10 protein-coding genes are annotated in these 12092 nt (G+C 65.5%); 2 read left to right on the plus strand and 8 right to left on the minus strand.

Annotation, left to right across the window (positions count from 1 at the left end):
* Window positions 1-49: 49 nt before the first annotated feature.
* Window positions 50-655: an MlaC/ttg2D family ABC transporter substrate-binding protein gene (locus tag KZJ38_RS24020; protein ID WP_219802184.1), complete on the minus strand. Its 606-nt coding sequence runs from the start codon at window positions 653-655 to the stop codon at window positions 50-52.
* Window positions 656-845: 190 nt separating this feature from the next.
* On the opposite strand from KZJ38_RS24020, the gene hpnN reads away from it, so the two are divergent.
* Together hpnN and KZJ38_RS24030 are read left to right on the plus strand one after the other, a co-directional pair.
* A complete protein-coding gene (gene hpnN, locus KZJ38_RS24025; RefSeq protein WP_219802185.1) occupies window positions 846-3476 on the plus strand; it encodes a hopanoid transporter HpnN in 2631 nt (876 codons plus the stop codon).
* Window positions 3473-4462 (plus strand): MlaA family lipoprotein, encoded by a 990-nt coding sequence (locus tag KZJ38_RS24030; protein ID WP_219802186.1) that lies wholly within the window; start codon window positions 3473-3475, stop codon window positions 4460-4462. The genes hpnN and KZJ38_RS24030 overlap by 4 nt, the downstream gene beginning before the upstream one ends.
* A gap of 123 nt (window positions 4463-4585) precedes the next feature.
* Here the strand turns inward: KZJ38_RS24030 and KZJ38_RS24035 are convergent, their stop codons facing one another.
* The 7 genes from KZJ38_RS24035 to KZJ38_RS24065 form a co-directional block, all read right to left on the minus strand.
* Window positions 4586-5254, minus strand: coding sequence for a phosphorylase (locus KZJ38_RS24035; protein ID WP_246642142.1), 669 nt, complete (start codon window positions 5252-5254; stop codon window positions 4586-4588).
* 83 nt (window positions 5255-5337) lie between these two features.
* Window positions 5338-7485 carry a squalene--hopene cyclase gene (gene shc, locus KZJ38_RS24040; RefSeq protein WP_219802188.1) on the minus strand — a complete coding sequence of 716 codons (2148 nt, stop codon included), beginning with the start codon at window positions 7483-7485 and terminating at the stop codon, window positions 5338-5340.
* Entirely contained in the window at window positions 7485-8744 is a 1260-nt protein-coding gene (gene hpnE, locus KZJ38_RS24045) for a hydroxysqualene dehydroxylase HpnE (RefSeq protein ID WP_219802189.1), read from the minus strand. Before hpnE ends, shc begins: the two co-directional genes overlap by 1 nt.
* A complete protein-coding gene (gene hpnD / locus KZJ38_RS24050; RefSeq protein ID WP_219802190.1) occupies window positions 8744-9592 on the minus strand; it encodes a presqualene diphosphate synthase HpnD in 849 nt (282 codons plus the stop codon). The genes hpnE and hpnD overlap by 1 nt, the downstream gene beginning before the upstream one ends.
* A gap of 284 nt (window positions 9593-9876) precedes the next feature.
* On the minus strand, window positions 9877-10815 hold the full coding sequence (locus tag KZJ38_RS24055) for a GGDEF domain-containing protein (protein ID WP_219802191.1): 939 nt from the start codon (window positions 10813-10815) through the stop codon (window positions 9877-9879).
* Entirely contained in the window at window positions 10812-11435 is a 624-nt protein-coding gene (locus tag KZJ38_RS24060; RefSeq protein WP_219802192.1) for a chemotaxis protein CheC, read from the minus strand. The genes KZJ38_RS24055 and KZJ38_RS24060 overlap by 4 nt, the downstream gene beginning before the upstream one ends.
* A complete protein-coding gene (locus KZJ38_RS24065; RefSeq protein ID WP_219802193.1) occupies window positions 11428-11796 on the minus strand; it encodes a response regulator in 369 nt (122 codons plus the stop codon). Before KZJ38_RS24065 ends, KZJ38_RS24060 begins: the two co-directional genes overlap by 8 nt.
* Between the last annotated feature and the right edge of the window lie 296 nt (window positions 11797-12092).

Consider the following 12092-nt stretch of genomic DNA (forward strand, 5'->3'; position numbering starts at 1 on the left):
GCGGCACACGCTGATTCGCGTGATGCAGCGCCCGGCTCGGGTGCATAGTTCAGGAAGCGTTGCGTGCGTTGTGCTCGGTCAGGAACTTGATCAGGCCGTCGACGCCGCCTTTGTTCAGTTGCTCCTGGAACTGCCGCTGATACACCTGGATGAGCCAGGCACCGAGCATATTGATGTCGTAGATCTTCCAGCCGCCGGAAGTCTTTTCGAGCCGGTAGTCGATCTGATCGTCGCCGCCGTTGCTAAGCACGTGCGAGGTCACGACAGCGTCGTTGCCGCCCGCCTGGATGTTGGCCGGCAGAAACTGGAACTTCACGTCCTGACCGCGCAATTGCGACAAAGACGATGCATAAGTGCGCACCAGCAACAACTGGAATTGCTCATATAACTGCTTCTGCTGGTCGGGCGTGGCGGTCGACCACGCCTTGCCAACCGCGATACGCGTCGTACGCTGGAAGTTTGTGGCCGGCACGAAGTGCGATTCGACCACGCCGGTGATCTTGCTCATGTCACCGCCGCGCGCCTGGGGGTCGGCCTTCATCGCCTCGACCGTGCCTTGCACTGCGCTCTTCACGACGGCCTCAGGCGCGGTTTGTGCAATAGCCGCGGTGGACACGAAGGCGGCTGCCAGAAAAACAGTCAGGTAACGTTTCATATACAGGTCGGTACGTTGGACAATGGGCGCCGGCTCATGGAGGCAACGGACGAAGGGCCAGTATAACGGCTTTGTCACATGCGCTTTGACATCGGCGCCCGCCCTTCGATCCGCCTACAGGCGGGTTGCGTCGGTATACTTGTGCGCTCTTGAAGAAAATGCCATCCAATGACAGGGGCTCTGCGCCTACATGCTGAAGTCATCCATCGTCCGCCTTGCTGTCTTTTCCGTGCGCCGCCCGTTGCAGGTGATCGGCGTATCGCTCGCGCTTGCCGTTGCGAGCGGCTTTTACGTCGCCCATCACTTCAAGATCAATACGGACGTGAGCCGGCTCGTCGAGAACGACGAGAAGTGGAACGCGCTCGACAATGCGATCGACAAGGCCTTCCCCGAACGCGGCGATACGATACTCGTCGTGGTCGAAGCCGGCGCGCCTGAGTTTGCCGGCGCCGCCGCGGACGAACTCACTGCCGCATTGCAAAAGGAACGGAACGAGTTCGTGCGCGTCACCGAGCCGGCTGGCGGACCGTTCTTCGAACGCAACGGTCTACTGTTTCCAGCGCTTACCGATGTCGAATCGACCACGTCGCAGCTGGTCAAGGCCAAGCCGCTCATCAATTCGCTCGCGCACGATCCCGGTCTGACGGGCCTCGCCAATACGCTCAACACGACCCTTCAGCTGCCGCTGACGATCGGGCAGGTGAAGTTGAGCGACATGAGCCATCTGCTATCGGAAAGCGCAAACACGCTCGACAAGGTGCTGGCCGGCCAGTTTGCGGTCATGTCGTGGCGCGGGCTCGTCGACAAGAGCGCAGCGAAACCGCCGGCGCGCGCGTTCATTACCGTGCTGCCGGTGGTCAACTATGGCGCGCTGCAGGCGGGCGCCCACGCGTCGAATCAGATCCGCAAGATCGCCGCCTCGCTGAACCTCACGAGTAAATATGGCGCACAAGTGCGCCTGACCGGCAAGCAGCCGCTCGCCGACGAAGAGTTCGCCTCGGTGAAAGACGGCGCGGCCGTCAACGGCATCATCACGTTGCTCGTCGTACTGTTCATTCTGTGGCTCGCCTTGCGTTCGGGCCGCATGATCGTCGCGGTGCTGATCACGCTGTTCGTCGGCCTTGCGATCACGGCCGCGCTCGGTCTCATGATGGTCGGCGCGCTGAACATGATTTCGGTCGCGTTCATGGTGCTGTTCGTCGGGCTTGGCGTCGACTTCGGCGTGCAGTACGGCGTCAAGTATCGGGAAGAACGTCATCGGGACAATCGGCTTGCGGCCGCGCTCGTCAATACCGCCTACAGCATCGGCGTGCCGCTGACGCTCGCGGCTGTAGCCGTCGCCGAGAGCTTCTTTTCCTTTTTGCCGACCGCCTATCGCGGCGTGTCGGAGTTGGGAAAAATTGCAGGCGTCGGCATGTTCGTCGCGTACTTCACGAACATGACCCTGCTGCCGGCACTCCTGAAGGTGTTCAATCCGCCCGGCGAAGCCGGGTCGCCCGGTTTTACCGCGCTTGCGCCCGTCGACGACTTTCTCGACCGCAACCGCAAGCCCGTGCTGATCATCACGCTTGCCGTGATCATCGGTGCGTTGCCGCTGCTCGCGCATCTGCGCTTCGACTTCAATCCGCTGCATCTGAAGGATCCGCACACCGAATCGATGGCGACGCTGCTGTCGCTGAACGATGCGCCGGAAGCCGGCGTCAACAACGTGCGGGCGCTCGCGCCGAACCTGGCGGGCGCGGACCGGATTGCCGCGCGCCTGTCGAAACTGCCGGAAGTCGGCCGCACGACGACGCTGTCCACCTTTATTCCGCCCGATCAGCCGCAAAAGCTCGCGCTGATCTCGGCCGCCGCACAGCAATTGCTGCCGGCGCTCACGCAAACGCCGGCGCCGCCCGCCACCGACGCCGTGCGCGTCGATGCGATCAAGCGCGTGGCGAACCAGCTTTCATTGGCCGCCGAAGACCACCCGGGCCCGGGTGCGGCCGAGGCCAAACATCTGTCGGAAACGCTGACGAAACTCGCGGCCGCCAATGCCGCTACGCGGGACCGCGCCGAAACGGCCATCTCCGAACCGCTGCGCATCGCGCTCAAGCAGCTGACGAATCTGCTGCAACCGTCGCCGATCACCGAAACGACGCTACCGCGCGAAATCGTCAGCGACTGGATCTCGAAAAGCGGCCAGGCGCTCGTCGAAATCTCGCCGAAGGTGCCGCCCGGCACCGATCCCGGCGACGACGTCATGCTGCGCGCCTTCGCGAAGGCGGTGAAAACGGCCGAGCCGGCCACCATCGGCGGTCCGATCTCGATCCTCCATTCGGCGAACGTCATCATCCTGTCGTTCGTGCAGGCGGCCTGCTGGGCGCTCGTCGCGATCACCACCTTGCTATGGATCGCCCTGCGCCGCTTCAGCGATGTGCTGCGTACGCTGATTCCGCTACTCGTGTCGGCCGTTGTCACGCTTGAGCTTTGCGTGGTGTTCCGCATGTCATTGAACTTTGCGAATATCATCGCGCTACCGCTGATGCTCGGCGTCGGCGTCGCATTCAAGATCTACTTCGTGATGGCATGGCGCCGCGGCGAAACCGGCCTGCTGCAGTCGAGCCTCACGCACGCGGTGATCTTCAGTGCGGCGACCACGGCAACTGCGTTCGGGAGTCTCTGGCTGTCGCACCATCCCGGCACGTCGAGCATGGGCAAACTGCTCGCGCTGTCGCTCTTCTGCACGTTGATCGGCGCTGTGGTATTTCAACCGGTCCTGATGGGCAAACCGCGGGTGCGCCGCGTAACGACGAGAAAAAAACAAAGGATTGATGCATGAAGATGCGAACCGCCGCTCTGGCGATGCTTGCCACCGGCCTGATGAGCGGATGCGCGACGGGCCCGAACAAAACGCCCGGCGACCCGCTCGAACCGATGAATCGTGTGATCTTCAACGTCAACGACAAGGTTGACACGGCAGTGGCCGTGCCGCTTGCGAAGGGCTATCAGAAGGTCACGCCGCAGCCGTTGCGCCAGGCGATCAGCAACTTCTTCTCGAATATCGGCGACCTCGACAACTTCGCCAACAGCATGCTGCAGCTGAATATCACCGAAGCGGTCGAGACGCTGATGCGCTTTACGATGAATACGGTGTTCGGCGTCGGCGGCCTGCTCGACTTCGCGACGCCAGCCGGCCTGCCGAAACATAAGCAGGATTTCGGCCTGACGCTCGGACGCTGGGGTATGCCGTCGGGCCCGTATCTGGTGCTGCCGGTGTTCGGGCCCAGCTCGTTCCGTGACAGCATCGGTTTCGCGGTCGATTTCCGCTTCAATCCGGTTCACTACCTCGATTGGGAGCCGCGCACCATTTTGTACGGCGTGCAGTTCCTGAGCGTGCGTTCCGATCTGCTCGGCGCGACGAGCCTGCTGCAGCAGGCGGCGCTCGACAAATACTCGTTCGTGCGCGACGCGTACACGCAGCAGCGACGCGCCTTGCTGCGTAGCACGGGTGCGCCGGAGCAGGCGCTGCCGAATTATGGCGATGAGGAATCGGGCGCTGCGCCGGCCGAGCCTGCGTCGGGTGCGGCGGGGTCGAGTTCCGCGCCGGCGGGCGTACCGATCTATACGGATCCGGGCAATGCGCCGGCTGGCGGCGGTAGCGATGACGGTCCGGCGGTGCCGAACTATAACGATCCGGGTAGCTCGTCTTCTTCGACGCCCTCGTCGCAAGGTACGGGCGCGGGCGCTGGTGCTGCCGGCGGCAAGAGCGGGAGCCCCGCTGTGCCGGATTACAGCGATCCGGGCGAAAGCGCGCCGGCGAAATAACGCTGCGCCCCAAGTCAATGCGCGCGGCGCCGGCCGCCGACTAGCTGCCGAATATGCCGCTGATTGTCGGGTTGAATGCGGGGTTGAATGCGGGGCTAAATGCGTGGCCGACTACGTGGCTAGCTACCCGAGTCGCGGCGAGAACCGCAGCGCGCCAGCCTGTTCCAGCACGCGGCGCGCATCGACGAGGGTCGCGCGCGCGGCGCGCGCATCCGCGGCCAGCTGGATCAGCGGGCGAAGCTGTGACGGCTGTCTGATCAGTTCACGCAGGATCGGCGCGATCGCGGTGCTGCCGTCGTCGCGCAAACCGGCAGTCGCGGCGGGTGGCAACGTGCGCCACGCCGGATCAACCACCGCGCGGCACACCACGAACGGCAATCGATGGGCGTGGGCAATCGCGCCCGCCAGATGCGATTCCATATCGACGGCCAATGCGCCCGTGGCGCGATGGCGCGCCGCCTTGTCGGCCGAGCCGGTCAGCGGCGCCGCGACACCCGCGAGGCGGCCGCGGCGCAGTTTCGCGGCAAGCGGCGTCGCCAGCAGCGCGGCGGCGATTCGCCCGGACCACGCGCTGTCGGTCGAAACCGGCCCGAGCGGCCCATCCACCCCTTCCGCAACGATCAACGCGCCGGGCTCGAGATCGGGCGCGAGTCCGCCCGCCGTACCGAAGCTGATAATGCCGGCGCAACCGCGCGCCACCGCTGCGGTCAACGCACGCTCGAGCAGATCGGCGCGCGCCGCGAATACGGCGTCGACGCCCTCGCCGCGCACAATGCGCGCTTCGAACGCCATGCCGGTGACCGCGATCACGGGCAACGCAGCCGGCGCGGCGGCGCGACCGCCCGCCGATGGCGCGTTCGCGCTCACAGGCCGACTCACAAGCCGACCTTGACGCGCGTTTCGCCGGACTGCTTCATGTGCCGGTAGCGCGCCAGCGCCCACAGCGGGAAGAACTTGCGATAGCCGTGGTAGCGCAGGTAGAAGACGCGCGGGAAGCCCGTCGCCGTAAAGCGCGTTTCATCCCACAGCCCGTGGTCGCGCTGCTCGCGTACGAGATACTCGATGCCGCGCGCCACCGCCGGATGCCCGACTTCGCCGGCCGCGATCAGCGCGAGCACCGCCCAGGCAGTCTGCGACGCGGTACTCGTCGCGCGCTCGTAGCCACGGTATTCGAGCTTGTAGCTCGTACCGTCCTCGCCCCAGCCGCCGTCCGTGTTCTGGATCGAGATCAGCCATTGCGCCGCACGCTTCATCGCCGGATGCTCGGGCGGCATGCCGACCGCGTTCAGCGAGCCGAGCACGCTCCACGTGCCATAGATGTAGTTCATGCCCCAGCGGCCATACCAGCTGCCGTCGGCTTCCTGTTCCTTCAGCAGATAGTCGTAGGCGCGGCGCGCGGCGTCGCTCGTCGCCGGCATGTCGCCCATCTGCGCAAGCATCGACAGGCAGCGGCCCGACACGTCCGCGGTCGGCGGATCGAGCAGCGCGCCGTGATCGGAGAACGGGATGCTGTTCAGGTGATAGTGCGTGTTCTCGGGCTCGAACGCGCCCCACCCGCCGTCGCTGCTCTGCATGCCGACCACCCACTCGCGCGCCCGCGCGATCGCGGCGTCATACGCCTGCGTCTTCGCGTCGAGCGCGACGCGATGCATGGCCGCCACGACCACGGCCGTGTCGTCGACGTCCGGATAGTGCGGGTTCGCGTACTGGAATGCCCAGCCGCCCGGGCGCACGTTCGGCCGGCGCGAAATCCAGTCGCCGCGCACGTCGAGCACCTGCAGCGGCACGAGCCAGTCAAGGCCGCGTGCCGCCGCGGCCACGGCACGCGCATCGCCGGTCTCGAGCAGCGCATGCGCGGCAAGCGAGGTGTCCCACACCGGCGACAGACACGGCTGGCAATACGCTTCGTCTTCGTGGATGGCGAGCAGCTTGTCGACCGAGCGGCGCGCAATCGCGCGATTCGGATGATCGGCCGGATAGCCGAGCACGTCGTACATCATCACCGAGTTGGCCATCGCCGGGAAAATTGCGCCGAGGCCGTCTTCGCCGTTCAGGCGTTCGTCGACGAACGCAAGCGCCGCCTGAATCCCGCGCTCGCGCGTCTTCTTCGGAAACAGGCCTCCCGTTACGCGCAGCACGGCGTCAATCGAGCGGAAGAAGCGGAACCAGCCTGCGCTCTGGTGCTGCGCGCGCGGCAGCATGCCGGTGTTCACCGGCGTGCCAATGAACAGTTCGTCGATGCGCACGCCGCGCGGATTGCGCGCGACCGGGCGCTTCGCGGCCAGCACGAGCAGCGGCACGATGACCGTGCGCGCCCAGTACGACACCTTCGACAGATGAAACGGGAACCACTGCGGCAGCAGCATCATCTCGACCGGCATTACCGGCACCGCGCGCCACGAGATCACGCCGAACAGCGCGAGCAGCACACGCGTGAACACGTTGACCGCTTCCGCGCCGCCATGCGAGAGCACCGCTTCGCGCGCGCGGCGCATATGATCGGCGTCTTCCGCGTCGCCAATCATCTTCAGCGCGAAGTACGCCTTGACGGTGGCGCTGACGTCCATCGCGCCGTCGGTGAAGAGCGGCCAGCCGCCGTTCGGCAACTGGATGCGGCGCAGGTAACGGCCGATTTTCTGTTCGAGTTCGAGATTCGCGGTTTCGCCGAGGTAATGAACGAGCAGGATGTATTCGGCCGGAATCGTCGCGTCGGCTTCGAGCTCGTAGACCCAATGGCCGTCGTCGCGTTGCGCGGCGAGAATTGCGTCCGTGGCGCGCGTGACGGCCGCGTCGAGTGCGGCGTCCGGTTTGGCGTCCGGGTTTGCGTCCGCTACGACGCCGGCCGGCGCGGCAGCTTGCGCGGCCGCATCCGCGCCAACCTGACCGGCAGGCTCGCCGGCAACCGGATTGGCAACCTGAGCGGCCACCTGACCGCCAGGGTCGACAGCAACCGTCGCGTCTTCTGCGCGATCGGCTGCGGGGTTTGCTTCGCCCAACGGCTGGGCGAGGGATAAATCGTTCATCAGCGTCCCATCGGTTCGTTCAGGAGCAGATCCGCGGCCTTCTGGCCCGAGCGGATCGCTCCCTCTATCGTCGCGGGCAGACCGGTAGCCGTCCAGTCGCCCGCAAGCATCAGGTTATTCCAGCGCGTGCGCGCCGCCGGGCGGCGCATTTCCTCGTCAGGCACCGCCGCGAAGGTGGCGTATGGTTCGACGCCAATCTGCCATATCGGCAGCGGTTGTGCCGGCAAACCGGCTGCCTGCGCGACGTCGGTCCACAGCGTTTGCGCCAGCGCGTCGCGCGGCATGCCCGCGAGGCGTTCCGCGCCGTAGGCGGTGGCGGAAAGTCGCCCGTCGGCGGCCACCAGCCAGTGCGCATTGCCGTTGATCAGCGCGGCCGTGGGCGGATGGCCCGCGGGCGGCTCGATCGCGAAGTGCGCGGTCACCATCGGCGAGAAGCGCTGCGGCGCTTGCACGCCCGGCACGAGCGCCTGCGCGACGTGCGGTGGGACCGCGAGCACTGCGGCTTCGCCGTCTTCGAGCGCGATACGCTCGCCGCCAACCTGTAACGCAGTCGCGCGGCTGTCGGCGAATTCGATCGCATCGAGACGCGCGTTGAGGCGGATCGTCGCGCCGCCGTGCTGCAGCAGACGCAGCGCCGGATCGACAAATGTGCTGCTCAGGCCGTCACGCGCCACGAGCGGCCGATACGCGTCGCCGCCGGTCGCGAGCGTTTCGCGCACTGCGGCGGCCGCGAGTTCGGCGGTGCCGTTGCGCGGATCGACGTTCATCATCACCGTCAGCAGCGGGCCCAGCATGCGGTCCCACAGCGCGCCGTTGCAGCGCATCGTCTGCGCGAGCGTGCGGCCCGGCTTCGCGAACAGCAGCGGCACGAGCGACAGATAGTCGCCTACATGCGTATGCGGCACCCGCGCGGCCGGGTCGAGCATCCAGAACGGCACGCGCCCCGGCGACGGCCGCACGGTCCAGCGCATGCGCGTGGCGACATCGATGAAATTCAGCTCGGGCTGCGTCGGCCCGACCAGTTCGTCGCCGGCGCCGATCGCGCGCACATAATTCAAGGTGGCATGGTTGCCCGACACCACCACGTGATTGCCGCTGTCGACGGTCGCGCCGAGCGTGCGGTCATAGTATGAGCGGCAACGCCCGCCCGCCTGCTCCGCCGCTTCGTATAACGCGACCTGCGCACCGCGGCGCTGCAATTGCACTGCGGCGGCGAGGCCCGCGAGGCCTGCGCCGATCACGTGGACCAGCTTGCGCATCAGAAGAAGGCGTACCGCGCGAGAATCCACAAGAGCCGCGCACGCGGCTTGCGGACTTTGGTGCGCGGAATGTCGAAACCGCGCTCGACCGTGCGCTCGAGCAGGCAATGGTAGACACCCGACATGATGCGCGGCGCCCGCACATGCGCCCGCGGGCACTGATCCATGATCGCGTTCGACGCGATGAAGTGCCGCTCGGCGCGTTCCGCGATCGTCGCGCATACGCGCGGAAGCGACGGGTCGTCAGCGATCGCGGCCGGATTCGTCACCGCGATGCCCTCGCGCGCGAGCAGTTCGCGCGGTAGATAGCAGCGGTTCAGTTCGGCATCTTCGTCGATGTCGCGCAGGATATTCGTGAGCTGCAGCGCCCGCCCCAGATGGTGCGCGAGATCGCGGCCCGGCTGCTCTTCCATCCCGAATATTCTCACCGACAGCCGCCCCGCGGCGCTCGCCACGCGGTCGCAATAGAGGTCGAGCGTCGCCTCGTCGGGCGCGCAAATGTCGGCTTCGGCGTCCATTGCCATGCCGTCGATCATCGCGTGGAAGTCTTCGCGCTGCAGATGGAACGTATGGATGTGCCGCGTCAGATCGCGCAGCGACTCGCGCGGCGCTCCTGCGTAGCACGCGTCGATGTCGGCGCGCCAGCGCTCGAGCGCGGCGGCCCGTTCGGCCGGCGGCTGGCCGCCGTCGGCGATATCGTCGACGGCGCGGCAGAACGCGTAAATCTGGTACATCGCATCACGCTGCGCGACCGGCAGGATGCGCATGGCGAGATAAAACGAACTGCCTGAGGAAGCGGCAGCGGCGTCGGTTTGTGTGTCGTCCACGACTGGATTGGAAACGGCCAAGACAATCTCCGCTGAGGCGCCCGATTAAAAGGGGGCGATCAAGAAGTCATGCCTACCCGCAGGGCAAGCCGCCCGCGCGCGCGGACACGCGCGAAATCACATCTGAAATATACCGGCGGGATGCCGGAACGGGCGAAAGTATACCAGCCATCGAAAGCTGCCGCTAAACCCGGCCCGGCGGGCCCTGTCGCTAAAAGCCGGGCCGGCGGGCGGCGGCCTTGTAAGGCTTGCCGGACCGCCCGGGTGGCATATCAGACGATGGTCGCATGAGCGTTCAGTGAACGTCAGATGAATGCGATCGAGCGATTACGGCCTTGTCGTTTAGCAGTGTAAAGGGCCGCATCGGCTTCGTTGATCAACGCTTCGTAAGCCGGGACACCGGCTCGCGCCGATGCGCCGCCGACGCTCGCAGTGACCGGCACGCTGACGCCGTGCACGTCGACCGGCGTGTCGCCGATCGTATGGCGGATTTTCTCGGCGACGAGCATCGCGTCTTCGAGCGGCGTGCACGGCAGCAGCAGCGCGAATTCCTCGCCGCCGAAGCGCCCGAACGTATCCTGCGCGCGCACGACGCCGGCCACGCGCTGCGCCATTTCGCGCAGCACCGAATCGCCCGCGACGTGCCCGAACTGGTCGTTGATCTTCTTGAAGTGATCGAGATCGAACAGCAAGATGGACAGATCGCCGCCATAGCGCTGCCAGCGCGTGTACTCGTCGCGCAGCCGCACTTCGAAATAGCGCCGGTTCGCAATGCCGGTCAGCCCGTCGCGATCGGCATATTCCTGCAGCTTCGCCACCGCTTCCTCGCGTTCGCGTTGCATGATGCTCACGTGCGTCACATCGGAGACCGTTACACAAACGGCCTCCACTTCGCGATCGCGCATCAGCGGCATGAACGTGCAGTCCTGCTGCATAAAGTCGACGCCGCCGGTAATCGGCCGGTCGTGGTCGAACTTGAACAGATACGGCCGCTGCTCCCACGAGCTGAACGCGAAACTGCCGAGCTGGAACACGCTTTCGAGCTTGCGCGTGAGCCAGACGCGCGGCAGTTCCGGAAAGCTCGCGAAAATCGATTTGCCGACCACCTGTTCGGCCGACAGGCCGCTGTGGTCGTGCATGAAGCGATTCCACATCAGGACGTTCATTTGCCGGTCGAGCACGAAAATGCCGAATCCGACGCGTTCAACCACCAGGTCACTCAGAGAGGCCGTCGAAACATTCATAGGCTGGACAACAGTGCATCAAGTGCGTGATTGATATGCAGGATCGAGTCTTCGGCCATCAGCATGACGAGATGCGCGCGAAAACTCTGGTCCTCGAGCGAGAAGTTCACTTCGACGAGCAGCGCGACGCTCCACGCGAGGATGTTCGGCTGGAATACGTCGTCGAGCGACATCGTGAGGCCGAGCATGCCCGGCGCCGAGAACACCGGCGCGCGGCCGAGCTGTTCGAAGATGCACGAGACGCAGGCGCCCGTCAGCAGGTTCGCGATGTCGAAAATCAGCTCTTCCTGGCTGATCGCTTCGTAGGCGGATTTCGCATACGGGTCGCTCACGAGCGCGCACAGCTGTTCGACGTTGCCGCTCTTGCAGATCACGAGCGCTTCGCCCTTGATGTCCGAGCGGAACCCCTGGCGCACCGCGGCGACGGTTTCACTGATGCCGGTCATGTCGCGCAGCGCCTGCGCCGCTTCGCGCACGTTGACGACACGCACGCGCGGCACCGACAGCTCGATAAACGCATCGAGCAGCAGCGCGAGACGCTTCGCGGCCTGCCCCATCGCGAGATTCGCCACCTCCTGCAGCGCGTCTCGCTGGTCTTCGTTGAGAACTGGCTCAGGCATACAACCCGTACTCCTTGAGGATGGGAAGGACCGCCTCGGGGGTCACGGGCTTCGCAATGAACGCGACCGCGCCCAGCGCGCGTACGCGTTCCTGCGCCATCGGCTGGATGTCCGCGGACACGACAATCACGAATGTGTTCAGATCTTCGTGCTGCAGCGCTTCCAGCACCTGGTAGCCCGTCATGTCCGGCATCGTCAGGTCGAGAAACATCACCGTGGCCTTGCCGGCGCGGTACAGTGCGAGTGCTTCGCGCCCATTCGACGCGTAGGCGATCTCGACGTCCCAGTCCGGCGGCAGTGCCTTTGTGAGCACCTTCCGGGCGAGCAGCGAATCGTCGGCGATCACAATGGGCAAAGGCATGGCGGCAGAATCGGTAAACGGAATTGTCTCGTGCGTATTATCGGCGGCTGTCGGCGGTTCTTTAATGACCGGCCGGATTTACTGCGTGCAGGGCGGAAATGCTGCGGCCCGCTCAGGTACACGCGGTACGAAAAAGGGCGAAGGAGTGCGGCGCCGCGCCGTGCAGTGGTCGACATACACGGGAATAGTCGCGTACGCGTCGAAAGACGATAATGGCCGGCATTTTTGAACCCCACCCGTAGCAGAATCTGCGCGGCAACGGGCGTGATGCATACCGTGCTGCCCCGCTGACGATC

Source organism: Paraburkholderia edwinii, assembly GCF_019428685.1.
GTDB classification, from domain to species: domain Bacteria; phylum Pseudomonadota; class Gammaproteobacteria; order Burkholderiales; family Burkholderiaceae; genus Paraburkholderia; species Paraburkholderia edwinii.

What these genes read in the sequence shown, in the direction of transcription:
- shc (WP_219802188.1), bottom strand. Translation starts at nt 7,485, where the DNA reads ATGAACGATTTATCCCTCGCCCAGCCGTTGGGCGAAGCAAACCCCGCA.
- KZJ38_RS24035 (WP_246642142.1), bottom strand. Translation starts at nt 5,254, where the DNA reads ATGGCGTTCGAAGCGCGCATTGTGCGCGGCGAGGGCGTCGACGCCGTA.
- hpnN (WP_219802185.1), top strand. Translation starts at nt 846, where the DNA reads ATGCTGAAGTCATCCATCGTCCGCCTTGCTGTCTTTTCCGTGCGCCGC.
- KZJ38_RS24020 (WP_219802184.1), bottom strand. Translation starts at nt 655, where the DNA reads ATGAAACGTTACCTGACTGTTTTTCTGGCAGCCGCCTTCGTGTCCACC.
- hpnE (WP_219802189.1), bottom strand. Translation starts at nt 8,744, where the DNA reads ATGCGCAAGCTGGTCCACGTGATCGGCGCAGGCCTCGCGGGCCTCGCC.
- KZJ38_RS24065 (WP_219802193.1), bottom strand. Translation starts at nt 11,796, where the DNA reads ATGCCTTTGCCCATTGTGATCGCCGACGATTCGCTGCTCGCCCGGAAG.
- KZJ38_RS24060 (WP_219802192.1), bottom strand. Translation starts at nt 11,435, where the DNA reads ATGCCTGAGCCAGTTCTCAACGAAGACCAGCGAGACGCGCTGCAGGAG.
- KZJ38_RS24055 (WP_219802191.1), bottom strand. Translation starts at nt 10,815, where the DNA reads ATGAATGTTTCGACGGCCTCTCTGAGTGACCTGGTGGTTGAACGCGTC.
- KZJ38_RS24030 (WP_219802186.1), top strand. Translation starts at nt 3,473, where the DNA reads ATGAAGATGCGAACCGCCGCTCTGGCGATGCTTGCCACCGGCCTGATG.